Annotated in this window: 19 protein-coding genes; 13 read left to right on the top strand and 6 right to left on the bottom strand. The window is 55.1% G+C overall.

The genetic code is table 11. The features are described 5' to 3' along the window. Positions 1-52: 52 nt before the first annotated feature. The 6 genes from DF283_RS06930 (at position 53) to DF283_RS06905 (ending at position 7609) form a co-directional block, all read left to right on the top strand. Positions 53-1735 (top strand): flagellar M-ring protein FliF C-terminal domain-containing protein, encoded by a 1683-nt coding sequence (locus DF283_RS06930; RefSeq protein WP_303674008.1) that lies wholly within the window; start codon positions 53-55, stop codon positions 1733-1735. 91 nt (positions 1736-1826) lie between these two features. Further along, entirely contained in the window at positions 1827-2339 is a 513-nt protein-coding gene (locus tag DF283_RS06925) for a hypothetical protein (RefSeq protein WP_303674007.1), read from the top strand. A gap of 120 nt (positions 2340-2459) precedes the next feature. Continuing rightward, positions 2460-3581, top strand: coding sequence for a hypothetical protein (locus tag DF283_RS06920; RefSeq protein ID WP_303674006.1), 1122 nt, complete (start codon positions 2460-2462; stop codon positions 3579-3581). A gap of 3 nt (positions 3582-3584) precedes the next feature. After that, on the top strand, positions 3585-4307 hold the full coding sequence (locus tag DF283_RS06915; RefSeq protein WP_303674005.1) for a FliH/SctL family protein: 723 nt from the start codon (positions 3585-3587) through the stop codon (positions 4305-4307). Continuing rightward, entirely contained in the window at positions 4307-6436 is a 2130-nt protein-coding gene (locus DF283_RS06910; RefSeq protein WP_303674004.1) for a flagellar biosynthesis protein FlhA, read from the top strand. Before DF283_RS06915 ends, DF283_RS06910 begins: the two co-directional genes overlap by 1 nt. Before the next feature lie 504 nt (positions 6437-6940). Further along, positions 6941-7609 carry a RibD family protein gene (locus DF283_RS06905; RefSeq protein WP_303674003.1) on the top strand — a complete coding sequence of 223 codons (669 nt, stop codon included), beginning with the start codon at positions 6941-6943 and terminating at the stop codon, positions 7607-7609. Positions 7610-7695: 86 nt separating this feature from the next. Here DF283_RS06905 and thyX read toward each other — a convergent pair whose 3' ends face one another. The 3 genes from thyX to DF283_RS06890 form a co-directional block, all read right to left on the bottom strand. Then, entirely contained in the window at positions 7696-8430 is a 735-nt protein-coding gene (gene thyX / locus DF283_RS06900) for an FAD-dependent thymidylate synthase (RefSeq protein WP_303674002.1), read from the bottom strand. Between the two features lie 198 nt (positions 8431-8628). After that, positions 8629-9501, bottom strand: coding sequence for a tetratricopeptide repeat protein (locus DF283_RS06895; protein ID WP_303674001.1), 873 nt, complete (start codon positions 9499-9501; stop codon positions 8629-8631). A gap of 187 nt (positions 9502-9688) precedes the next feature. After that, on the bottom strand, positions 9689-10402 hold the full coding sequence (locus tag DF283_RS06890) for a pyridoxine 5'-phosphate synthase (RefSeq protein ID WP_303674000.1): 714 nt from the start codon (positions 10400-10402) through the stop codon (positions 9689-9691). A 319-nt stretch (positions 10403-10721) separates the two neighbouring features. On the opposite strand from DF283_RS06890, the gene DF283_RS06885 reads away from it, so the two are divergent. The 3 genes from DF283_RS06885 (at position 10722) to DF283_RS06875 (ending at position 13127) form a co-directional block, all read left to right on the top strand. Further along, positions 10722-11564, top strand: coding sequence for a M23 family metallopeptidase (locus DF283_RS06885; RefSeq protein ID WP_303673999.1), 843 nt, complete (start codon positions 10722-10724; stop codon positions 11562-11564). Between the two features lie 78 nt (positions 11565-11642). Further along, positions 11643-12086 carry a J domain-containing protein gene (locus DF283_RS06880; protein WP_303673998.1) on the top strand — a complete coding sequence of 148 codons (444 nt, stop codon included), beginning with the start codon at positions 11643-11645 and terminating at the stop codon, positions 12084-12086. 12 nt (positions 12087-12098) lie between these two features. Then, positions 12099-13127, top strand: a complete 1029-nt coding sequence (locus DF283_RS06875) for a glycosyltransferase family 9 protein (protein WP_303673997.1) — start codon at positions 12099-12101, stop codon at positions 13125-13127. Here the strand turns inward: DF283_RS06875 and DF283_RS06870 are convergent. Next, entirely contained in the window at positions 13124-14365 is a 1242-nt protein-coding gene (locus DF283_RS06870) for a type II secretion system F family protein (RefSeq protein WP_303673996.1), read from the bottom strand. The two genes, DF283_RS06875 and DF283_RS06870, sit on opposite strands and share 4 nt — an antisense overlap. A 3-nt stretch (positions 14366-14368) precedes the next feature. After that, positions 14369-16165 carry a GspE/PulE family protein gene (locus DF283_RS06865; protein ID WP_303673995.1) on the bottom strand — a complete coding sequence of 599 codons (1797 nt, stop codon included), beginning with the start codon at positions 16163-16165 and terminating at the stop codon, positions 14369-14371. Positions 16166-16373: 208 nt separating this feature from the next. Between DF283_RS06865 and prmC the strand changes: the two genes are divergently transcribed. The 3 genes from prmC (at position 16374) to DF283_RS06850 (ending at position 21668) form a co-directional block, all read left to right on the top strand. Next, positions 16374-17231 carry a peptide chain release factor N(5)-glutamine methyltransferase gene (gene prmC / locus DF283_RS06860; protein ID WP_303673994.1) on the top strand — a complete coding sequence of 286 codons (858 nt, stop codon included), beginning with the start codon at positions 16374-16376 and terminating at the stop codon, positions 17229-17231. A 125-nt stretch (positions 17232-17356) separates the two neighbouring features. Beyond that, positions 17357-19204 carry a molecular chaperone DnaK gene (gene dnaK / locus DF283_RS06855; RefSeq protein WP_303673993.1) on the top strand — a complete coding sequence of 616 codons (1848 nt, stop codon included), beginning with the start codon at positions 17357-17359 and terminating at the stop codon, positions 19202-19204. 163 nt (positions 19205-19367) lie between these two features. Continuing rightward, a complete protein-coding gene (locus DF283_RS06850) occupies positions 19368-21668 on the top strand; it encodes a ComEC/Rec2 family competence protein (protein ID WP_303673992.1) in 2301 nt (766 codons plus the stop codon). A gap of 133 nt (positions 21669-21801) precedes the next feature. Here the strand turns inward: DF283_RS06850 and gpmI are convergent, their stop codons facing one another. Next, positions 21802-23361 (bottom strand): 2,3-bisphosphoglycerate-independent phosphoglycerate mutase, encoded by a 1560-nt coding sequence (gpmI, locus tag DF283_RS06845; RefSeq protein WP_303673991.1) that lies wholly within the window; start codon positions 23359-23361, stop codon positions 21802-21804. Between the two features lie 38 nt (positions 23362-23399). Between gpmI and DF283_RS06840 the strand changes: the two genes are divergently transcribed. Further along, the gene (locus DF283_RS06840; protein ID WP_303673990.1) at positions 23400-24374 is read left to right on the top strand and encodes a branched-chain amino acid transaminase; all 975 of its coding nucleotides are present in this window, start codon (positions 23400-23402) and stop codon (positions 24372-24374) included. Positions 24375-24410: the final 36 nt, after the last annotated feature.

Below are 24410 nucleotides of genomic sequence, written 5' to 3'. Positions count from 1 at the left end.
GTGGCTCATTCCATCGCAATGGGTCCCTATTGGACGCAGGAAGCACAAACCAATGCCCCCCCAAATACAAGCCCTACTGCAAAACAAGCGCATGCTGGCCATTGTGGCTGGCGTTTTGGGCTTGATTCTGATTGGAGCGGTGGTGTTGGTCAGCCAAAGCGGCGCCCCCAAGGACATGGGCCAGCAAAAGCTGCCCTCCAAAGAAGAGGACCGCAAACTGGCGCTGGTCAACAGTACCGGCAAAGCCATTGAAATTCAGGCCATGCTGGCCCGAGAAAACGTGCGTTTATACAGCAAGGGCGACGGCGATAAAATCACCCTGTACTTTGAGCCGGACACCACCAACAACCAGCGGGATCAGGCCTTGATTTCGCTGGTGCAATCAGGCTTGATGGATAAAAATGTGGGCCTGGAAGCCTTCGATAAAGGCGACTTGACCGCTTCTCGGGAGGAAAAACGGATTAAGCTCATCCGCTCCCAGCAAGGGGAAATCGCCCGGCTGATTAAAAAAATTGATCCCATTGAAGACGCCTCCGTGAATATCGCCATCCCGGAACAAACCCTGTTCCGCAGCGAAATGCAGCCCATGTCGGCCACCGTGCAAGTGACGTTACCCACTGGCAGCCGCCTGACCAAGGCGCAGGTCAAAGCGGTCACCAATCTGGTAGTGGGCAGCCTGCAGGGGCTGGACGCTTCTCACGTCACGGTGACCGATACCAACGGCAACACCTACAGCAGCGTGCTGGATAACGGTACGGAAATCACCGACAAAATTGAAGAACAAGACAACTACATGCAGCAAAAAGTGGCCACCCAGCTGGATCGCTTGGTGGGCGCCGGTAACTACGTGGTCACCGTCAGTACGGAAGTACGGCAGGCCACCCGGGAAACCATGACCCAGGAATTTGATCCGCAAGGGGCCGTGGTCACCACCAAACAGGCCTTTAACGAAAATCTGAACTCAAACGGCGCAGGCCCGGGCGCCGGAGGCCCCACCAGCAGCCTGTTGCCCAGCAGCCTGCAAAGCGCTGTCACCGGTGGGGGAAGCAGCAACAAGGATTACAACCGCAACGGCGTGGAGGTTACTTACAGCAACTCCAAAACCCAGTGGGTGGAAACCCGCCCGGTGGGCATGGTGGAAGATATCTCTATCGCCGTGACCATTGATGGCAGTCATTTCCCGCAGGGCATGAGCGTGAATGAGCTACAGGTTTTACTGGCCAAGGCGGCCAGCCCCAAAGTGCGCCCGGAGAACGTGAGCATTGCCCAAAGCAACATGCGCAAACTGACCCCGGTTAACAGTTTGGAAGGCGCGGATGCCAGCGGCGGCGGCAGCTCCGATTTAACGTGGCTATACTGGGCCGGCGGCACCATCCTGCTCTGCGTTTTGGCCATTGTGCTGATCGGCATGATGCAGAAAGGCGGCAGCAAAGTGCCGGAAGAGGCCATGGCCTACACCCAGCAGGAATTACAACAGCTACGACAATTCGCTAGCCAGCAACAGGCCCAGTTGCAAGCCACCCAGCAACAGACCCAAATGATCCTGGAAGCCCAGCAAAAACAAATGCAGCAGGCTCAGGAACTGGAAAGCAAGCTCATGGAATCCCAGAAACGCCTGGGCACTGGCGGGGGGATTCAACAGGTTCTGCAAGAACTTAAAGAAGAAGTGGCCGGGGAGGATTTGGATGATGAGGCTCTCGATCTGGAAATTAAAAACTGGATTGAATCTTCCTGAAGAAAAAAAGCAAAAAGCCGACACACCCCATTGCACAAGTCCCATCGATTATTCAAAGTCCCTGTGCTAACAGTTTAAAACGAGACGAACGATGAGCCAGCCTTTATTTCATTCCGAACAAGTTGCCGCCGAGTGGGCCTCTCGCATTTGCGACCGACTGGATAAAGTCGGCGTGCCCAGAGAAGAAATCGAGGAAACCCGCAACATCATCTTTGCCTTCACCCGCATTGCCGCCGATGAACTGTCCAAGGATCGCACCGTAAAATTGCCCTACACCGACAATGTAGTAACCGTGGACGCGACCACCGCGCATCAAATCATCGATTTATTCCTGCGGGGTATCAACCATTGCGCCAAAAAACTTCGGGATTCCCGCCTGGACTGGGAGCGTCGAAAAGCCATTCTGGAAACGCTGGCCTGGAAGCTGTTCAATTTATCAAAAATAATGATCGGCCTTTTGCAATATCCTCCCGAAAACCTGCCCATGCCCCTGCAGGACCCCAAAGATTTGCAATTGATGATGAAACAAAGCGCCGATGTGTTACTACGGGAGGAAACCACCGGCATCAGGGGAGGCGCCCTACCTCTACCCTGGCAGCCATAAATCGACCCGTTCTTTTCGGTTTTATTATTGAAGGAAGAGACGTTTTCACAAGGTTGCAGTCAACAGGTTAAACCATTGTAACCGGATTCATCAGCCCCCCTAACGACCAACCATTCACCCATGAGCAACTTCAACGAACAAGCCATCCTAGAGCAGGCCAACCAGTTGGTCTTTCTTCGCGCGCAAAGCTACGACCTGAGCGAGGAGGAAGCCACCGGCTACGCCCAGTTCGTGGCCAGTTTCAATCAGGTGGCCATTACGGAGCTGGCCAAGGAAACGGGCATCATCCTGCAAGAAGGGGCTGAGCCCATAGCCATTGATGATGAGAAAGCCATGCAGGCCCTGAGCCTGTTTGGAGAGGGAATTCTCTACTGTATTTTGCGCTGCCGGGACTACAACCTGCCGGGCGAAATGGCTGAGCAGTTCACCCAGCAGGTGGCATTACACGTTTACGAGCAGGCCAAACAGGTGGTGGCGGCTACGCACGGTCAGGAGCGCACCCCGGAGTTCCAGTTTACCCAGGCGCAGCAAGCCGAATTCGTCACGCAGGGGGCCGAAAGCGCCCTGATTCACTACATCAACGAATATGAAAAAGCCTATGGGCCCATCAACCCCGAGCCCGAATCCGAGCTGCCCCAGGCAGAACAACAGCCACAGGCGGCCACGCTCCCTGAGGAGCCGCCAGCCAATCCCTCGGGGCCAGAGAGTGTATCGCCCCCTACACAGCCCGCAGCCGTTTTACCAGAGAGCCCCCCACCACTTCAGAACGCCGAGAAATACGCGGCGGTGGCCTTGCTGCTGGACACCCTCCCCCATTCCAAGCGGGCCCGACTGATGCAGACCTTTGACAGCGACGAAAAGGAGCTGATTACTTTTTACAGCCACCCCCACAATATTGAAGCCCATCTGGACATTCAAAAAGTGGCCGCCGAACTAAAAAAACTGAAAAGCGTACTGGTTTCCAAAAACAAGAAAACGGAAAGCGCTGCCCATCCAGGCATCCACGCGCTGGTGGAGCAGATCTCCCGGGAAAAACTGTTATCATGTTTAAAAGATGAGCGTCCAATGGTGCAACGCTTTGTAATTGCCCATCATTCAGGGGCTGCGGACTACCATCAGGAAGCAAAGGAATGGACAGCGCCATCGTTATCCCCCCGTCTGCAGGGCATTCTCTACCAGTACCTGAGCAAGCGCCTTGCCCCGGAACGAGAGCAAAGCCTTCCCAATACAGGAAGCCCCTGAACGATGATCATCAAGAAGCGTCGCACACTTAACCAGCCCCACCCCGGCGATCAGGCCGAGGTAAACATGGTCGATCCAGGCCCTCCTCCAGCCCCTCCGCCGGTGGAGTGGAGTGAGGAGACCATTGAGGCAGGTCTGGTTCCGGAACGGCGACAGGACGATCGACGCAACGATCGTCGCCGGGGTTACCGTCGCATTGAGGACAAGGATCTCATCAGCAAAGCCCATCTGGAAGCAGTGGCCATTAAAGAGCAGGCCGAGGAAGCGGGGTTTGAAGAGGGCTTGGCCAAAGCGGAAGCCACCATTGAAGAGTTACGGAGCCACTTTGCCCAGCTCATGAGTGGGCGGGAAGAAGCCTTGCAATCCGTAGCCAGGGAGATTGGCTCGCTGGCCGTGGAAGTAGCCGCCCGGATTATCAAAACCGAAGTCAGCTGCGATGATTCGCTGGTGATGGGGCTGGTGAAAGACACCATTCAGAAACTGGGACGCAACCCCAAGAGCGTGCTGGTCAAAGTCAACCCGGATGATGCCGCCAGCGTGCGCCAGTTTTTAAAGAGCGACCCCATCCCCAACCTGAACGCGGAAATGATCATTATGGAAGACGCCAGTGTGGATCTGGGCAGCTGCATTGTGGAAACCAACAGTGGTCTCATCGATGCGTCCTTCAGCACCCAGCTAGGCATTTTACGGCGACTGGTCAGCACCGGCGTTGAAGGGGGTGGCTGATGGCGCAACCACAGGGCGGTCAGACCTTTACCCTGCCTTCCGCCTCGGAATTAACCATGAGCATTATGATTTGCGCTCTGGTGATCGTGATTCTGCTGCCCATGCCGGTCTGGCTGCTGGATGTCATCCTGACCATGAACATCTCGCTGGGCGTCATCTTGCTGATGATGTCCCTGTACGTGCAAAAACCACTGGATATGGCCGCCTTCCCCTCTATTATTCTGGTGGGCACCATGTTCCGTCTGGCCCTCAGCATCGCCGCCACCCGCTCCATTCTCTCCAAAGGGGAGGCCGGGGGGATTATCCACGCCTTCGGTGAATTGGTGACCGGCGGCAACCTGATTGTGGGGGCGGTCATCTTTATCATCATCACCCTGGTTCAGTTTATGGTTATTACCAAAGGCGCCGAGCGGATTGCGGAAGTGGGCGCCCGCTTCGCCCTGGACGCCATGCCCGGCAAACAGATGACCATTGACGCCGACTTTAACGCCGGTCTGATTTCCCCGGAAGAAGCCATTAAAAAGCGGGAAGACCTGCAACGGGAATCGGCCCTGTTTGGTTCCATGGACGGTGCCATGAAGTTCGTTAAAGGGGACGCCATCGCCGGTATCATCATTACCGTCATCAACGCCATTGGCGGCTTGGCCATTGGCATGCTGATGAACGGCATGGCCATTGATGAAGCCCTGCAACACTACACCATTCTTACGGTGGGGGATGGCTTGGCCGCTCAGGTTCCAGCCCTGCTGATGTCCGTGGCCTCCGGCCTGATGATGAGCCGTTCCACCGCCAATGAAGGCAGTTTGGCCAAAGATTTATTCGCACAAGTCCAAGGCAAGCCCTACGGCCTCATCTTTTCTGCCGTATTTTTGGGCCTTATTGGTATTTCAGGACTCTTTGGCACCGGTATGCCCATTTGGGCCTTCCTGCCCATTGCCTTGGGACTGGGAGCCATTGCTTTCAGCGTATTTTTAACCACCGATGTGCAACAGCAACTGGGCCAGCTGGATCAGGTCAAAGAAAACATGAGCGAGCTGATTAACCCCAACCGCATGTACGAAAAACTGGGCGTGGACCCGCTCAGCCTGCAAGTGGGAAACGATCTGCTGGTCATTGCCGATCCCGATCAGGATGGGCAACTGTTAGGTAAAATCGCTGGTCTGCGTTCCCGCATGACCGATGAACTGGGCTTTATCCTGCCCAACATCCGCATTATGGACAGCGTCAGCATTGGCCCCAACGAGTACCTCATTTCCATCCGCAACAACCCGGTGGCCTCCGCCAACGTCTATCCCGGTCGCTATATGATTCCGGCCAGCCAGTTCCAGATGTACAACCTGACCCCGCCCAAAAACGCCATTATGGACATGGAGCCCACCTTTGGCATTGAGGAAGCCTACTGGCTACTGCCCCAGGAAATCCCCGAGCAACTGCAAAAAAACGCCATTGACGCCACCGACGCCCTCATTGAGCATCTGAAAGAAGTGGTCATTAAGCACGTGGATGAAGTGATGGCCAAAATGGACGTGTTAAAGCTGATGGAGCTGGTGCGCCAGCAGGATCAATCCATCATTCAGGAACTGGTGCCCAACATCCTGACCCCCAACGACCTGCGCAAAATCTTCGTCAATCTGGTGCGGGAGAAAGTGTCTATCAAAGACATCATGTTTGTCTTTGAACGCCTGAGCGATTACGCCCGCTTCAGCAAAGAGCCCGATATTCTCTCCGAGCGTCTGCGGGCCGCTCTGGGTCGGCAAATCTGCCTCTTGCACGCCGATAAAAATAAAAACCTGTACGCCGTGACCCTCTCTAATGAATGGGAAAAAATTCTGGATGACAGTTGCCAGCGGACCGAACTGGGCACCATGTTCCTGCTGAACCCCCTGCAAGTGCAGGAACTCATTGAAATCACCGGGGAAACCCTGCGCAGGGTGCAGCAAACCTACGATCGGGTGCCGGTCATCCTCTGTTCGCCGCGCATTCGTCTGCCCCTCTTCCAATTGCTGGATCGACACATTCCTATCATCACCGTCATGTCCTACAGCGAGCTGATTCCCGATATTCAGGTGCAAGCCGTGGGTACCATTGGCACCAGCGATTTTGCCGATAACTATGGGTATTCGGCGTAAAAAAGCGGCCGCTTTTTGAATCGCTGTTTTTATGACTGATTTCAGAGGGGCTCTGCCCCTCTCGCTCCCCGTTGGAGGGGGACAGAGTCCAGCGCAGGCGCTGTCCCCCTCCAAACCTCCCTCGCCATTCCTTTTCATCATACTTATGAATGCACCCTGCCACACACTCATCAAGCCCTCCTGTCATTCCCACAAAAGGGGGCATCCATTGCGCCCAAAAACCCACTATCTCAATCCTTCATTACCCCTATCAACCCGGCAAAGCACCCTGCCACACCCGCATCAAGCCGTACTGTCACTCCCACGAAAGTGGGAATCCAGGGAAAATGGCCCGAAAGGGGCTGGCCTAAGCACTTTAACTGCCTCCTATCATTATTGAGCAAGAATAATAAACCCCAAAAAGCGCACTTTAAAACGAAAAGAACTCGGGCAAAACCTCCCATGCGTTTTGTTCTACCCATTGATTTTAAAATCCCCCTTATTCCTTGCTATGATAAGCACACTATGAGAATTATCGCTTGTCTAGCCGCCTCCCTGGATGGCCGCATTGGCTCCGCCACCAACCTGAAAGACCGCATCGGCACCTCAGCCGATCTGGAACACCTTCTGACCGTGCGCAATCAGGCAGACGCCATTCTATGCGGGGGCGAAACCTTCCGCCAACACGCCGCCATCCGCAAAGGCAATCAGCAGGAACGGCCCCCGCTCCAGTGCATCCTGACCCGGCGTTTTGCCCTTCCCCCCGAGGCCAGGCTGTTTCAACAAAGCATTAGCAGCGATCCACCCACCCCCATCCTAATTGTCTCCCCCCAGCCAGCCCCACTGGAAATCCAGAGCCAATACCCCGACCATGTGGAATGGTTGACCACCGGCAACAGTAATCCCGTGCCCGCCATCCTGAAAGCACTCGCTGAGAAAGGCGTTGAAACCCTTATGGTGGAAGGCGGCGGCCATATTATGAACCTGTTTTTACAAGCACAAGCCATTCATGAACTGTACCTGACGATCTGCCCGCTGCTATTGGGGGGCCAAAGCGATCCGGGGCTTGTGACAGGGTTGGGCTTTCCCGTGGGGCAAGCCCCACGCACGGAAGTCATTCAAGCCGACTGGCGAGGGCAGGAGTTGTACCTGCACCTGAAACTGCAGTACCCAAGCCCCGCTGAAGCGGATTGACTCTCTTTTAAATACCAAAGGCTTCGAGGAGCGTTGCTCGTTTGAACGCTTTTAAACGCTGCTTCTGCGATTGCTGCTTTCAAGCCTTATTTCATGAGGGCTTCAAAAGAAACCGGCACTACATCTTGGGCCAACTGATGCAACGCGTCGGCAAACAGGCGAATTTCATACTGGGCGCCCGCATGAGTCCGCAGGTGAATAAAATTGACCAGCGCCTGCAAAGACACCGTCCAGTAAAACTCGGTGTAAATATTCAAAGGCAGCACCCCACGGGCCTGTTCCCGGGCCACCCCATGCTCCAGCAGCCGGTGGTATAAATCCAGGGCCTTTTGGCAATGGTTTTGGTACTCGGCCATTAGCAAACCATCGGGATCCTTCACCAAGTCATCGGTGGACGCCTGCTTGTTATCTTCCGATTGCTTACGGAAGCCATCCGGAGTGTAAAAATGGAACTCGCTGGCATCCACGTAGCGCAAGCTGATCTCGTTCCAGGCGTGATCCACGGTGGCCGCATCGGTGTAGGCAATGCCCACCACGTGCTTGTACCACTGGCGGGCCACAAATTCCGGCACCTTGCAATGGAACTGGAACTGCACATGCCGGAAGGGACTCCAGTGCTTGTGTTCCGCCAGATAGCGGATCAGCTTCTTATCCCCTTCCGAAAGAGTGGTCTTGCGCTTGCCGAACGACACCCGTGCGGAGTTGACCACCGTCAGATCCGAGCCCATGGAGTCAATCAGCGTTACAAACCCGTGATCCAGCACGGAAATGTGCTTTTCGGTTTCTACTGCCGGACTGTCATTCTCTGCCAAAGGGCTCATGGGCCACGCTCCTTCTCTACCGATTCGGACGGCCTGATTGCCTACCGAATGCTCTCTTAAGATCGATCATAGTCATGGCCGATAAAGCTGACAATGAGAAATAGACAAGCAGATACGCAATCTTAGCCGATTAAGGCATCCAATCCAGCTTTCCCCGCTTAAGACAATGTTTACAGAATGAACAAGCGTTAAGATGATCTACGGATTCTGTTCAGAATCGCCACCCAGCCCAAAGCCCTGCATCATCTGATTCATCATCATATTGCTCATCACCCCGGGATCGTAACCCGAATTACCGGTATTGCCCATAATCCCCGGGATCATCATCCAGCTCATGGGGTTCATATTGGCCCCGTTGCCATTATTGCCCCCTTGACCCTGCAACATCTGCATCATCATCCAGTCCTGGGGAGACATGCCCTGCATGCCCGCTTGCATGCTCTGCCGCATGGCCTCAGCCATGGCCGCGGTTTGAGCGGCGGCGGAAGCTGGCGGGGAAGCAGCGGCAGATTTGGCAGTGGCGGGCTTATCAGTACTAGAAGAGCCAGCGGCAGCAGAAGGGGCAGCAGCATCCGTAGCGGCTGAAAAGCGGGGCGGCTGATCCAGATCGTCTTCCTTGGGCAGATAGTCCAGCCCCTTTTGGGCCAGACTGGCCGCCTTGCCCTTGGGCTCCAACTGAATAATTTCCCTGTATAAACTCTCTGCCTTCTGGAAGCGGCCCAGTTGGGCCTGGGTGATGGCCAAATAATAGGTAATCTGGGTGTTCTCCGGCTGTTGACGGTGCAACACCTCAAAAGTCTGCTCCGCTTTACGGTAATCGCCCTCCCGATAGGCTTTAATCCCGGCGTAAAAGTCCGGCCCACGCTCAGTAAGCCGTTCCGTATTGAGGCGTTGAATAGAACGCTCCGGGGTCGCCGAGTTCACGGAGGGGGCCGGTGCCGATTGGGCCAGTGGGGACAATCGGCCGGTCGCAGGAGCCTCCTGCTGAGAGGCAGAGAAAATGGCGTCTGGCAATGGGGACAAAACCGGCAAGCGATCGGCCCAAGCGGCCCCGCTCAACGCCAGGGCCAAAGCCCCTGGCAGGGCACCCCGAGCAAGCCCGAGCAGGCGCTGGCCTGTCCACTGGCATGGAATCTCTACTGAAAAACAATACTTCATATTGTTCAGTATAGGCAGTTTGCCAGCAAAATCAGCCTTCAGGCGAATGACTTTTGAATCGGGGGCATCCTGTCATTCGGGACGACAGTCGCAAAGCCGATCAGGATATCAGGGCTTTCATGCGGGAAACGGCGCTGGCCAGCCCGGTAAACACCGACTCGGCGATAATGCTGTGCCCGATATTCAGTTCCACCAGCCCCGGCATGGCCAAAACCGGTTGTACGTTCTCGTAGTTCAAGCCATGGCCGGCGTTCACTTCAATGCCCCAGGCCACGGCCTGCTCAGCGGCCCGCATCAGCGCATGCAGGGTTTTAGGCTGCTCCGGGCCACCAAAGGCCTCGCAATAAGTCCCGGTGTGGAACTCCACAATGGCCGCCCCGGTTTGACGGGAGGCCTCTAACTGCCGCAGATCGGGATCAATAAACAGGCTAACCTTGATGCCAGCGGCTTGTAACTGGGTGGTGCTGTCTTTCAGACGGTCCAGATAATGAACCACATCCAGCCCCCCTTCCGTGGTCAGCTCCTGACGACGTTCTGGCACCAAAGTCACCATGTATGGCTTTGCCTTGAGGGCAATTTCCACCATTTCCGGGGTGTTGGCCATTTCCAGATTCAGTCGGGTTTTAATTTGCGCCTTCAAGGCCTTGATATCTTCATCCCGGATATGCCGACGGTCTTCCCGCAGGTGAGCCGTGATGCCATCCGCCCCATGGGCCTCCGCAATCAGCGCAGCAGTAAGGGGATCCGGGTAACTGCCACCGCGTGCGTTTCTGAGAGTGGCCACGTGATCAATATTGACACCCAGCAGAGCCATGATTTTACACCTTTTATTCAAGTTTTAAATAAAATAAAAATAAAAAAATAACGATTTTAAGAGTATTTTTTACACTATACTCCGATCCGTGGACGGCAGAGTAGCCCTTACTTTGGCCGTGAGACATTTCAAATACGAAAGACATTGATTGTCTTTTTGGATTGCCTCAGCCATCGATTTTTGTTAGCATCCCTCGCATAGTTTCAGTCGTTATGTTGATGAAGCAAAAGTTTAATGACCGTCCGGCCAAACAGCCCAAACAGCATTGTGGAACCGCGTCGCTCAAGCACCCTCCCGGTGCGCAAAGAGTTTGAGAATAATGAAAAATAATCCAAGTAATTTAAAACTGGCACGAAATATCGGTGTTCTGGCAATCAGCGCGTTAATCCTGACAGGAAGCAGCGCTTTGGCCAACATGAGCAAACCGGACACCGACGCAAAATCCCAAAACACGCCCACAGCCACTAAGGCCCGTGAGATTCTGGATCGGGCCTCTTTTGTAGCGTTTGAAGCGGCAGCGGCCCTGCAAAAAGAACAGGTTTCCGTCAGTCGGGAAGAAACCGCCGAACAGCTTAAAAACTACATGGCCGCCATGATTTATGAACCCAAATCCGTACTCCCCAGCGATGCGGACGTTCTGGATGAACCCTGGATGGCCTCCACCTCCGGGCTTAGCGATGAAGATGGCATGGTCACCCCTCACCTGGAGGATCGCCCTGCCCTCAAAAATTTAAAAATCACCTCGCCCATCAGCGCAAAGCCTTTCCTGAAGCTCCTGCAGCCCGTTCAAAACGCCTTGGTCACTTCCCCCTTTGGTTTCCGGTGGGGACGTCCTCATCAAGGGATTGACCTGGCCGCCCCCGTGGGAACGCCTATTCGCTCCGCCGAGGCTGGCAAGGTGGTTTACAGTGGCTGGAAGCAGGGCTACGGAAACTTTGTGGCCATTGATCACGGACATGGTTTTCAGACCCATTACGCCCACTGCTCCAAGTTGCTGGTGCGCATTGGGCAAACGGTCAACAAAGGCGAGCAAATCGCCAAAGTGGGCAATACGGGTCACTCCACCGGCCCCCACCTGCACTTTGAGGTCATGGCCAACGGTGTGCATCGCAACCCGGCCAAGTTTCTCAACCAGACCACCGTGGTGGTGCAAGCCCAATAGTCAAAAGCAAAGTTCAGCTTCAAGCGTCTGTCACTGGCAGGCGCTTTTTAGCGCCGAATACAGCGATAAGTCTGTATAATGAGCAGTATGAAAGACTATTACAAAATCCTGCAAATAGACCCGGAAGCCAGTCTGGAAGTTATGAACGGGGCCTATCGTTCGCTGGTGAAACAGTGTCACCCGGATCAGTTTCACACCAGCCGAAAATCGGTGATGAACGAAAAAATGCGGGAGATCAATGAGGCCTACCAAATCCTCAGCAACCCCACCAGCCGGGCCGAATTTGATCGACGGCACCGCCCCGCCGGCCATCGGCAATCCAGACCCGCTCCCCCCAAGGCCCCTTACAGCCTGCGCACCCAACTGCGCAGTATTTTACTGTGGACCACCCTGTCTTATATGGCGCTGACCTTTCTGATTAAACCGCTGTTGAGCAGTCCGCTGGTCAAATTCTTTCTGGGGCTGGCTTTAATCGCCTTTTTCGTGCATATTTACCGCAAGCAAAAATATCCCAAATCATAAGACGTCCAAACTGTGCCAGCCCCTACCCCTCCTCAGAAGATTTTGGTCATTCCCCTTCGCTACATTGGCGACACCATTCTGACGGTGCCCTTAATTCGCAATTTAAAGCGACTTTTCCCGCAGGCGCAGATTGATGTGCTGTGCAGCCAGACCGCCGCCCCCCTGCTAGAGCCCTGCCCCTATGTCCGCTCGGTGATAATTGAACCCAAGGGCACCATGGCCCTGTGGCGGCTTTTAAAATCCGAACGGTACAATCAGGTTTACACGCTGCGCAAATCGGTGACCACAGCGCTGGTCTGCAAACTGGCTAGCGTTCCTCAGTTGATTGGGTATGACAAGCAACGCTTTCCCTTTGGCTACAAACGCTGGGGATTATTTCTGGACGCTACAGCCCGCTACCCGTCCCTGAACACAGACATTCCTCAAGCGGTCAGCCACCTGTCTCTGCTCAGCGCAACCGGCCTAAAGTACACGGACGATCATCTGGAACTGTGGGCCACTGACGCGGATCAGCGGAACCTTGCGAACATTCTCCAGCAAAACGGCATTAACGCCGATCGGCCCATGGCAGTGCTACATGTGGCCAGCGCTTCTCACGGGAAGCAAATCGATCTGCTCAAATTCTCCGATAGCCTTCACAGGCTGCATCAAGCAGGGTACCAACTCATCACCACCGGCACCCAGGGCGATTATCCACTGTACCAAACGCTGGCCGAAACCACCGGCCTGACCCTCCACAATCTGGCCGGGAAAACCAGCCTGAGAGAGACAGTGGCCCTGTATCAACGCATCCAGTTTTTATTAACCGTGGATTCCAGCCCCATTCACATGGGAGCCGCCGCTGGCGTCCCCAATATGGTGGGGGTCTTTGGCCCCACCAACCACCAGCAATGGGGGGCGCACAACGCGAACATAAACTTTAGGCCTGTGTTTCAGGACTTACCCTGCCGTCCCTGCTACGCCAAGGTCTGCGAGCATAACAACTGCAAAGTGCTGCTCAGCGGCCCCCAAATCGCCCAGGCCGTTGCTGAACTGACCTAATTGCCCGCAACGATATTACTCATATCAAACAGCGGAATGTAGAGAGCCAGGGCCACGCCCAGCAACAATCCACCCAACACAATAATCATGATGGGCTCAATCATGGTGGTCAGCGTATCAACCGCCCGATCCACCTCGACATCCAGATAATCCGCGGATTTATTGAGCATCTCTTCCATCCGCCCGGTCTCCTCGGCAATGGCGATCATTTTAACCACCATAATCGGAAAGGCGTTGGTCTGCTCCAGAGGCCGGGCCAGCGTTCCCCCCTGTAAAATACTTTCCTTGGCCTTATCAAAGGCGGCCCTCAGTACGTAGTTGTCCACCGTGGCCGAGGCGGTCACCAGGGCCTCCACCAAAGCAATACCGGCGCCCACCGTACTGGCCAGCGTTCGCACAAACCGACTGACATAGACCTTGCGGAACAGGGTCCCGATCAGTGGAATGGTCAGCAGCCACTGATCCACCAGGGGCTTTCCCTTCCCCAGGCGAAACATATTGAACCAGAAGAAAAACGTCCCGCAGCCCACCAGAATTGCCCACCAAAAATTCAGGGTGAAATTACTGGCGTCAATCAGGATCCGGGTAGGCAAGGGCAGCTCTGCCCCAAAATTAGCAAACATGGCTTGAAATTGCGGCACCACCACAATCATAATCACCACAATCACAGCCACAATCACCAGAACCGTAAATGCGGGATACACCAAAGCGCCCTGAATGGTCGCCTGCAAGGCCATGGTTTTTTCCATCAAAAACGCCAACCGGCTACACACGGTTTCCAGCTCTCCGCTGACCTCGCCAGAGCGAATCATGTTGACATACAAACGCGAAAACAGCTTGGGATAACGGGTAATGGCCGCGCTAAAGGAATCCCCGGCAATGACATCCGCCCGCACCTTCTTCAAAATCTCTTTCAGGGCCTTGTTCTCGCTTTGCTGCTCCAGCAAAAACAGCCCTTCAATCAAGGGAATCCCGGCATTCAGCAAGGTGGACATTTGCTGCGTCATCAGGCAAATATCCTTTTGCCCCACCCGGGGTCCCAGTAAATCGCCCAGCAGCGGCACCTTTTGCAGCAGCTCCCCCAAATCGGCACTTTGCTCATCCTGCTCAATCCTGGTGGGAATATGGCCCTGACTGCGTAGGATATCCTTGGCTTCCCGCAGGTTCAGCGCTTCCACTTTTCCTTCAACCGTTTTACTGGTCGCCGGATCAATCGCCGAATAAATAAATACCGCCATGCCTTATGACTCCTCCAAATCCAGACCAAGAACACGGGTGACTTCCTCCACCGTGGTTAACCCGGCGAATATCTTGCGCTTGCCATCCATGGCCAGGGTCAGCATGCCATGTTTCACCGCGGCGTCCTGAATGACAAAGGTGGAGGCCTGAGCCTCAATTAATTCACCGATTTCCCGGTTCATGTTCATAATTTCATAAAGCCCGATACGCCCTTGGTAGCCACTGCCGCCACAACGGTCACAACCGGTTCCTTTTTGTAAAATCACGGGCTTATCCGGGTTTTTAATACCCAGTATCTGCAATTCTTCCTCGCTGGCCTCATAAGAAACCTTACACTTGGAGCAATTCCGGCGAACCAGTCGCTGGGCCAAAATACCAATCACCGCGGAGCTGACCAGATAGGACGGGGCTCCCATTTCCAGCAGGCGGGTCACCGTTTTGGCCGTACTGTTGGTGTGCAAGGTACTAAACACCAGGTGACCGGTTAAGGCCGCGTGAATGGCAGCTTCCATGGTTTCCTCATCCCGGATTTCGCCCACCATAACCACATCCGGGTCCTGGCGCAGGATGGCCCGCAAGCACAGGGCAAAGCTCAACCCGGCCTTGTGAGAGACCTGAGTCTGGTTCACACCCGCCAGTGGGTACTCGATCGGATCTTCAATGGTGGTAATGTTCAGCTCGGGAGAGTTAATTTCCCGCAGGCAGGAATACAAGGTGGTGGTTTTACCGGAACCGGTGGGACCGGTGACCAGAATGATGCCGTGCGGGGATTTGATCATTTTGTTGATCCGCTTGACCTCTTCGGCGGGCAAGCCCAGTTTTTCCAGGCCGCCGGTGGTGGAGTTGGGTTTGAGCAGACGAATCACGATTTTTTCGCCGAACTGGACCGCCAGCGAGTTGACCCGCATATCAATCTCCTGACTCCCCGCCTTGATTTTCATACGGCCATCCTGCGGACGACGCCGCTCGGCGATATCCATACCACTGGCCACCTTAATCCGGGAAGTGACCGCCCCGGCCATTTTCCGGGGAATGGATTTCACTTCCTTCAAAATGCCATGAATGCGGAAGCGAATCAGCAACCGCTCCTTCTGGGGTTCAATATGCACGTCGGAGGCGTCGCATTCAATGGCTTCCAGCAACAGGGAATTCACCAACTGCACCACGGGGGCGTCATCGGCGGCCATCTCCGCTTCCAGCTCGGAGGCGGTGGTTTCCGTGAACATGGTGCTATCGTTGGATAAATCCTCCTCCAGCCGGGCCAGCACTTCATCTGAAGATGTGTGGGTACCATAGAATTTATCCAGCAAGGCCACCATTTCCTTGTGGGTGGAAACCCGGGGAATGGGCCGATACCCTGTCAACAGGGCAATTTCATCCAGCACGTGCAAGTTATCCGGACGAGCCATGATCACTTCCAGACGCCGGTACTCCTGACTGACCCGCAGGGGAACGATCATATGCCGCTTCATAAAGTCCTGAGGAATCAATTTCATCACCTCAGGAATCAACTCGATATTGCTGGTATCGATGTATTGCAGGCCGTGCAATTTGGCCAGCCCCTTGCCCAATTGAACTTCATCGATGAAGCCCAGCTTAATCAGGACAGAGCCCAAGGGGGCTGCGGTGGCTTTGCCCTCCTGCAAGGCCCGCTCCAGTTGTTTTTGGTTGATAAACCCCTCTTCAATCAACACATCCCCAATGCGCTTGGGGCCTTTCCGCACTCCCGGGACAGCCGGTAAAACCGGGGCAACCGATTGCCCGGTACTGGTAACCGCCACAGGTGGAGCAGATGACAATGTGGCACTTCCGGGATTTGACGGAAGTGCGTTGGGCCCTGGATTTGAGTTTTCCGGCGGTTTAAAGGGGGAACTCAATGCTCAAACTCCATGCTGTAGCAGTCATTCAAACCAAATACATTCAATCGGTCTTCTGTTTTGTTTATGTCGGCATTTCCTTATAATTCTTGAATCGACAAAATTTTTTATTGAAAAATCCTTTATTCAGATGACCGCCACCTTTACAGAAGCCCACCAAGAAATCCAAACCCGCCTGCTGGGGCTGGGCATTTCCCTGCCACAAGCCCGGGCGGAAAGCGACTGGACACTGGAGACCCTGTGGAACATGCGCCCGGAAGCCCTATACACGCAGGGCGATAAGCGCCTCAGCGAATCGGAATGGGCCCAGCTTCAGGACTTTTTATACCAGCGCACCGTAAAGCGCATCCCCATTCAGTATTTGCTGCACGAGGCCTGGTTTTACGGCCAGAAGTTCTATGTCAACCCGCATGTCCTCATTCCTCGCCCGGAAACTGAGCTTCTGGTGGAACAAGCCCTGACCTTGCTAAAGCCGGGCAAGCGGGTATTGGATGTGGGCACCGGCCCCGGTACCATTGCCCTGAGTCTGGCCCACCGATTAGACCAAAGCGTTCCCATCACCGCCGTGGATGTATCGCCGGAAGCGCTGCAAGTGGCCCGTATCAATCAAAAACGACTGAATACACAGGTTCGCCTGTTACCAGCGGGCGATTTATTCACCCCGGTGGGAACAGAACAATTCGACCTGATCGTGTCCAATCCACCTTATATAGACCGCAATCTGCAATCCACCCTGACCCCGGAAGTAGTGGATCATGAGCCGCATATGGCCCTATTCCCGCCTGTTTCGGAAGATGCCTATTACTTCTACCGCAGGCTGGCTGTAGAGGGAAAAGCCCACCTCCAGCCAAACGGCCACATCCTGATGGAGTGCGGGGCGGGCATGGGGCCCGACATCACCCAGATCTTTTTGCTACACGGATACACCCACATTCAGACCACCCGGGATTATGCCGGGCTGGATCGGGTGATCGCCGTTTCGTTATAGCCTCAAAAGGCCTTAAGCAGCGGGCTCTCAATTCTTAAAAGAATCTAAAGGATGCTTAAATTTGCCCGTTTTTCGGATAAATTGTTGGGTAGCAACCTATCAGTCAATTCAAGAGGTTTATTGTTATGGCTAAAGTCGTCGGTATTGATTTAGGGACAACCAACTCGGTTGTGGCCGTTATGGAAGGTGGAAAACCCACCGTTATCGCCAACGCCGAAGGGAATCGCACCACCCCTTCCATTGTGGGCTTCTCCAAAACCGGTGAGCGCCTGGTAGGCTTGCTGGCCAAGCGCCAAGCGGTACTCAACCCGGATCGCACCATCGCTTCCAACAAGCGGTACATGGGTACCGATAAAAAATGGGCCATCGATGGTAAAGACTGGACCCCGCAGGAAATTTCCGCGCAAATTCTGCGCAAACTGGCCGATGACGCCTCCAAATATCTGGGCGAAAAAGTAACTCAGGCCGTGATCACGGTTCCCGCCTACTTTAACGACAGCCAACGTCAGGCCACCAAAGACGCCGGTAAAATCGCCGGTCTGGAAGTCCTGCGCATCATCAACGAGCCCACCGCGGCCGCTCTGGCCTACGGTCTGGACAAGAAAAGCGACGAAAAAATCCTGGTCTTCGACTTGGGCGGTGGCACCTTCGACGTGTCCATTCTGGAAGTGGGCGACGGCGTATTCGAAGTGAAATCCACCAGCGGCGACACCAAACTGGGCGGCGACGATTTTGACGAAGCCGTGATGGAATGGATGGCTGAAGAGTTCCGCAAGCAGGAAGGCATGGACCTGAAAGGCGACAAACAGGCCCTGCAACGCTTGAAAGAAGCCGCAGAAAAAGCCAAGTGCGAACTGTCCACCTTGCTGGAATCGCACATCAGCCTGCCCTTCATCACTGCCGATGCCAATGGCCCCAAGCACTTAGAACTGACCTTGACCCGAGCCAACTTCAACGCCATCACCAAAGACCTGGTGCAGCGTTGCCGGGGCCCGGTGGAACAAGCCCTCAGAGACGCCAAACTGAGCCCTTCCGAAATTGACGAAGTGGTACTTGTGGGCGGCTCCACCCGGATTCCCGCTGTGCAGGAACTGGTTAAATCCCTGACTGGCGGCAAAGAACCCCACCAGGGCGTAAACCCGGATGAAGTGGTGGCCATCGGTGCCGCCGTGCAAGCGGGTGTATTGGCCGGTGAAGTCAAAGACATCGTACTGCTGGACGTTACACCCTTGTCCTTGGGGATTGAAACCCTGGGCGGCGTGATGACCAAGCTGGTAGAACGTAACACCACCATCCCGGTACGTCGCAGCGAGACCTTCTCCACCGCCGATGACAACCAGAGCAGCGTGGATGTCCACGTACTGCAAGGCGAACGCCCCATGGCCCGTGACAACAAATCGCTGGGGAACTTCCGACTGGAAGGCATTATGCCCGCGCCCCGAGGCGTGCCCAAGATCGAAGTGACCTTCGACATTGACGCCAACGGCATTCTGAACGTGACGGCCAAGGATCAGGCCACCGGCAAGGAGCAGAAAATCACCATTACCAATACGTCTAACCTGAAGGAAGACGAAATTGAGAAAATGGTGAAAGAAGCCGAGGCTCACCGCAGCGAGGACGAGAAGTTCAAGCAGCAGGTAGAAGCCAAAAACCAGGCCGATAACCTGTGCCACAGCGCCGAAAAAATGCTGAAAGATCTGGGTGACAAGTGCCCGGACAGCGAAAAAGCCACCATCCAGAAGCAGATTGATGATCTCAGAGCGGCCATTCAAAGCAATGATACCGATCAGATCAAGCAACTGCAGGAAGTGCTGCAACAGTCGCTGTACAGCCTGTCCACCAAAGCCTACGAGCAGGCTGGTGCGGCCCCCGAAGCCGAAAGCAACGCAGGCCCTTCCGCCGGTGCTGCGGATGAGGACATTATTGATGCCGAATTCCGCCCCTCCGATGAAGGGGTGGGCGCCAACAAGTAATCGCCGCACATAGTGAACGTGTTTGAAAAGACCCGTCCACCGGCGCATCGTTCTAAAAGACCCGCTCACCGGCGGGTCTTTTGGCCTTATTGGGCCTCTTGCTTGGGCCGGGTATAATGCTGGGAACCTCATCCACCATCAACACAGGAATTTTTAACCCACAATGGCCCCCACCGTTGAATCCCCCCTACCGCCCCATGCGGTCCCGTTGAACCCGTCCGCCCCCGAGGCTCCCCAGAACCTGACCCAAGCGCTGAAACCAGCCCCTACTCCCAGCGAAAAAAAAGGGCCTAAAAAGCTGCTGGCCACCTATGAAGGGTTTCTGGTGCCCGCCCTGATTCTCTTTTTGGCGGGCAACGCCCTGGCCTATGCCTTACCCAATCTGGCCTTTGCCCGCCTGGAAATTGGACTTTCCCTGTGTGTGGCTTTTTTGGGCATTGCCAGTTACGCCATCGGCCAAACCGGACAAGGCTGGGCCGTTAAGCTCAATTTGTGGCTGATTGCGCTGGTGGCAGGCAGTTTACACTTCCAGTACCGGCAATTTACCCCCTCAGCGCAGGATGTTTCCCGGTTGGCACCCTTGCAGCGGGTCGAGGTGATGGGCACCCTGCTGTCTCAAACCGGACCACACCGAGGCGTTTTGGAAGTTTCCGCCCTGAACGGCCAAAAAACCAGTGGCCGCATTCAGGTCAGCTGGCCCGCCGATGAACGGGGCGAAGCGGTGGCGGCGGGAACCCGGCTCCTCATTAGTGGAACACTGACCCTCCCCTATGAAAGCCACATCCCCGGGGCCTTTAATCAGGCGGATTACTTGCGAAACCACCACATTACCGCCATTCTCAAAAAACCCTTGCGGGTGATCGCCTTTGAAACCCGCAATGAGCCTCCATTTGTGCTGCAACGGATCACCGATCACTTCAAGGACAGCATCGCCCAGGCCTTTACCCAACAACTGCCATCCCCTCAAGCCGAAATTTTAGGCGGACTGGTGCTGGGTGACAAGGCCATCCCCGTGGATAAAGCCGTCAAGCAGGCCTTTATTCAGACCGGGCTGGTGCATTTGCTGGCCGCCTCCGGGATGAACGTGGGCATCATCGCCGGGGCGGTGTTATGGCTGATGAGCTTACTGAAGGTGCCTTATCGAGTACGCATTGGGGTGGCCATGGGGGCAGTGGCGTTTTACAGCCTGCTCACCGGGCTGCCACCTTCCATCCAGCGGGCTTCGGCCATGCTGGAAATCGCCCTGGCCCTCAAATTGCTCAATAGGGAGTTAAGCCCCGTGTTTCTGCTCTGCGTGGCCAGCACCCTGCTGGTGGGACTGAACCCCGATTGCATTGGCAGCATTGGCTTTCAGTTCTCGGTACTCACCACCTTCGGCCTGCTGAGCATGGTGCCCCCGCTGCAGGAGGCCATCGGCTACTACATCACCCGCTGGCTGGCCGGAATTATTCTGGTGCCACTGGTGGCCCAATTGTGGGTGTGGCCGCTGTCGGTGGCCTATTTCAACCAGTTTCCCATTCATACCATCCCCCTCAACATTGCCGCGCTGGTGATGGTTACGCCACTGACCGTGCTGGGCTTTACCGCAGGCGTGCTGAATCTGATCGCACCTGCGCTCGGAGGCCTGCTGAGCTGGGTGGCCTTGCCCTTTCTGAACGGTTTGTTAAGCCTGGCCCAATGGGGGCAAGCGCAAAGCTGGGCCCAGTGGATGCTGGCCTCTCCGGCCCCGTGGCAGATTTTAGGCCTGTACCTGTCACTCTTTGGGCTGATTTGGCTGATTCATCAGGCTCCGCAGTGGCCCAAGCGGATCAAGGCGCTGGCCATCCTGCTTCCCCTATGCGTCCTTCTAACAGGCAGCTGGGCGCAAAGCCAGCAGATCAATCAGCAAACCCGGCTGGCCCTGCTGCCCTTGTCCTACCGCACCGAGGCCGTTTTGATTCAACCGGCCCATAGTCACGCCAACGTTTTAATCGCCCCAGAGAGCCTGGGGTACTTTGAGGCCCGTGCCTTGAGCGATTACTTTCGGCACCATCAAATCACCCAGCTGGACGCTTTAGTATTGTTACCCCAACCAGACAGCGACGCCTCCTCCGGCAGTAATAGCTGGAAAACCGCCCTCAAACAGACTCGCATCGATCGGCTCATCGCCGCTAGCGGTGCAAACATCCCCCCGAAGGTAAACGCCCGGCAATATGATGACTTTCCTCGCGGCGGGGGCGTTTTGCAAGTGAAGCAGTGGCAACTGCAAGGCCTCCTGAACCAACCCGGGCAGCAACTACACCTACTGGAGAATCAGCGTTGTTTACTGACCATTCAGAGTGAGCTGAACGCAACCAGCCCCCATGCCTGTGGCCTCCGGCTCATCACACAACGCAGCGGGACTCGCCTGCTAGGCCCTGTTCCCCTGCAGTCAGAACGGTTTTACCAACTGGCGTATGAGGGCAACACCCTCAAACTCTACTAACCAGCCAGGCCCGCCGTTTTAATATAGCACTCTCAGTGTCCTGACGGTGGGCGTAATGGGCACCAGACGTTCCCAAAGATGCGCAAAGCAGAACCCAAATGGGCGGGTGCAGACCCACTATCCCAAGCCAGTTTCAGCGACCCGTTTCAGAAACCGAAGTGGCATGCACCTTCAGGATGGAAGGGGCGGTCATTTCCGGCGGTTGGGGAATATTCATCAAACTGAGAATGGTGGGGGAAATATCGCTTAAACTATATTGGCGACTGCGATCCAGATCCAGTTCCGGGCGGTTGGAAATGAGAATCAGCGGCACCAAATTGGTGGTGTGGGCCGTGTGCGGACCGCCATTTTCATCCACCATCATTTCACAGTTGCCGTGATCCGCTGTCAGCAGCAACACGCCGTCCTGCTTCAACACGGCTTCGGCCACCCGCTGAATGGCGTGATCAATGGCCTTCACCGCCTCTTCCGCCGCGGGTAAAATACCCGTGTGGCCCACCATATCCGGGTTGGCGAAATTGACCACCAAAAAGTCATACTTCCCGCTGGCCAAGGCATCGCACACTACGTCGGCCACGATGGACACATTCATTTCCGGCTGCAAGTCGTAAGTGGCCACTTGCGGTGAAGGCACCATGTGGCGATCTTCGCCGGGATAGGGCTTTTCAAAGCCACCATTAAAAAAGAAGGTGACGTGGGCGTATTTTTCGGTTTCGGCGGTGCGGAACTGGGTCAGTCCCCGCTCGCTGAGAACTTCCGCCAGAATTTTATCCAGCTTTTGCTTGGGGTAGGCCACCGGCAGATGAAAGGTTTCATCATAGAGGGTCATACAGCCAAAGTAGAGATTTTGCAGCGTTTTGGCGCGATCAAAGCCCGTAAAATCAGGCTGGGTGAATGCCCGGGTCAACTGCCGGGCCCGATCAGGACGGAAGTTGAAAAACAGGATGGCATCGCCATCGTTCATGCCCTCATAGGTAAAGTCACAAACGGCAGGCTCTACAAACTCATCGAACCGCTCCTGACGGTAACTCCACAGCAGGGAATCCACACTGAAGGGGTGCTTACGACCAGTGGCGGACACCAGATTCTCATAGGCTTTTTGGGTGCGCTCCCAGCGATTGTCCCGATCCATGGCGAAGTAGCGGCCACTAATGGTGGCAATTTGCGGAAAATCGAGTGACAGCAGCTTAGCTTCCACTTCCTGCAAGTATTTTTCGGCACTTTGGGGAGACACATCCCGGCCATCCAGAAAGGCATGAACCTTCACAGTTTCTACAGATTGCTGTTTACAGAAATCCAGCAAAGCCATCAATTGATTTAGCGAGCTATGCACCCCGCCATCGCTAACCAGACCCATCAGGTGCAAGGCACCGCCGCTGTGTTTGACGTGATTCACCGCGGACAAAAAAACCGGATTAGTAAAAAAATCGCCATCCCGGATGGATTTGTTAATGCGGGTGATTTCCTGATACACCACCCGCCCGGCGCCCATGTTCAGGTGACCGACCTCGGAATTGCCCATTTGCCCGTCCGGCAGGCCCACGGCCTCCCCAGAAGCATCCAGGGCAATGTTGGGGTACTTGGCCAACAGGCCATCGTAATAAGAAGGTTCGGCAAGCTTAATGGCGTTGCCAGGAACTTCCTCTCGGATGCCCCAGCCGTCTAAAATCAGAAGCGCAACGGTTTTTTTCATATAATGGTAGGGTAGCACAGACGAAACGGGTAATAAAAGTGACGAACGAATTGAAATCCAGCGCCGCCGGGGCAGTAAGCCCAATCAGCGAACAAAAACTGGAGTACGCTTATTTTCACGGAAAACTGGTTCCGTTTCAAGACGCCACACTGGATCTGCGTAATCCGGCTTTCCTGTACGGCATTTCCCTGTTTGAGGGCATTCGTGGCTACTGGGTGCCAGAAAAACGCCAGATTTCCGTTTTTCGTATGAAAGAGCATTACGAGCGCCTGCTGAAAAATAGCAAGGTGTTCTACATGACCCCCGAACTGGGTCTGGACGAACTGTGCCAGCTGACGCTGGATCTGATCCGCAAAAACCAGCATGACAGCGATATTTACATTCGCCCTACCTTGTACAAAAGCGGGGAAAGCATCACCCCCAGTCTGGAGTACACCAGCACCGAATTTTGCCTGTGGACCAAGCCCATGGGCGAGTATCTTGATTTGGAAAAGGGCCTGAGCGTCTGCGTTTCCAACTGGCGACGCATCCCGGATAACAGCATTCCGGCCCGGGCCAAAGCGGGTGGGGCCTACATGAACACGGCGCTGGCGGTCACGGATGCCCGCAAAATGGGCTACGATGACGCCATTTTTCTGACCGGGGACGGCACAGTGTCCGAGGGGAGCGCCATGAACCTGTTCCTGATTCGGGATGGCAAGCTGCTGACCCCCAGCAAGACCGAGGACATTCTGGAAGGGGTCACCCGCCACACCATTATGACTCTGGCCAAGCAGGAACTGGGGCTGGAAACCGAAGAGCGCACCATTGACCGCACAGAACTCTACCATGCCGATGAAGCCTTCTTCTGTGGCACCGGGGCGCAGGTGGCGGCCATTGGGCATATCGATAATCGTCCGGTGGGCAGCGGCAAGCCCGGCCCCATCACCCGACAGATTCAGGATCTGTACTTTAAAGTGGTCAAAAACCAACTGCCCCAGTACAGCCATTGGTGTACGATTGTAGACGCCTAACACTCGGTTGATTCATTCAGACAGGAAGAACCAAAG

Source organism: Vampirovibrio chlorellavorus, assembly GCF_003149375.1.
Taxonomy (GTDB): Bacteria; Cyanobacteriota; Vampirovibrionia; order Vampirovibrionales; family Vampirovibrionaceae; genus Vampirovibrio; species Vampirovibrio chlorellavorus_B.
This window is presented reverse-complemented; position numbering and strand designations above follow the sequence as displayed.

Bases quoted from the DNA above. Each gene is read 5' to 3' on its own strand.
- DF283_RS06930 (WP_303674008.1), top strand. From the start codon at position 53: ATGCCCCCCCAAATACAAGCCCTACTGCAAAACAAGCGCATGCTGGCC.
- DF283_RS06925 (WP_303674007.1), top strand. From the start codon at position 1,827: ATGAGCCAGCCTTTATTTCATTCCGAACAAGTTGCCGCCGAGTGGGCC.
- DF283_RS06920 (WP_303674006.1), top strand. From the start codon at position 2,460: ATGAGCAACTTCAACGAACAAGCCATCCTAGAGCAGGCCAACCAGTTG.
- DF283_RS06915 (WP_303674005.1), top strand. From the start codon at position 3,585: ATGATCATCAAGAAGCGTCGCACACTTAACCAGCCCCACCCCGGCGAT.
- DF283_RS06910 (WP_303674004.1), top strand. From the start codon at position 4,307: ATGGCGCAACCACAGGGCGGTCAGACCTTTACCCTGCCTTCCGCCTCG.
- DF283_RS06905 (WP_303674003.1), top strand. From the start codon at position 6,941: ATGAGAATTATCGCTTGTCTAGCCGCCTCCCTGGATGGCCGCATTGGC.
- thyX (WP_303674002.1), bottom strand. From the start codon at position 8,430: ATGAGCCCTTTGGCAGAGAATGACAGTCCGGCAGTAGAAACCGAAAAG.
- DF283_RS06890 (WP_303674000.1), bottom strand. From the start codon at position 10,402: ATGGCTCTGCTGGGTGTCAATATTGATCACGTGGCCACTCTCAGAAAC.
- DF283_RS06885 (WP_303673999.1), top strand. From the start codon at position 10,722: ATGAAAAATAATCCAAGTAATTTAAAACTGGCACGAAATATCGGTGTT.
- DF283_RS06880 (WP_303673998.1), top strand. From the start codon at position 11,643: ATGAGCAGTATGAAAGACTATTACAAAATCCTGCAAATAGACCCGGAA.
- DF283_RS06870 (WP_303673996.1), bottom strand. From the start codon at position 14,365: ATGGCGGTATTTATTTATTCGGCGATTGATCCGGCGACCAGTAAAACG.
- prmC (WP_303673994.1), top strand. From the start codon at position 16,374: ATGACCGCCACCTTTACAGAAGCCCACCAAGAAATCCAAACCCGCCTG.
- dnaK (WP_303673993.1), top strand. From the start codon at position 17,357: ATGGCTAAAGTCGTCGGTATTGATTTAGGGACAACCAACTCGGTTGTG.
- DF283_RS06850 (WP_303673992.1), top strand. From the start codon at position 19,368: ATGGCCCCCACCGTTGAATCCCCCCTACCGCCCCATGCGGTCCCGTTG.
- gpmI (WP_303673991.1), bottom strand. From the start codon at position 23,361: ATGAAAAAAACCGTTGCGCTTCTGATTTTAGACGGCTGGGGCATCCGA.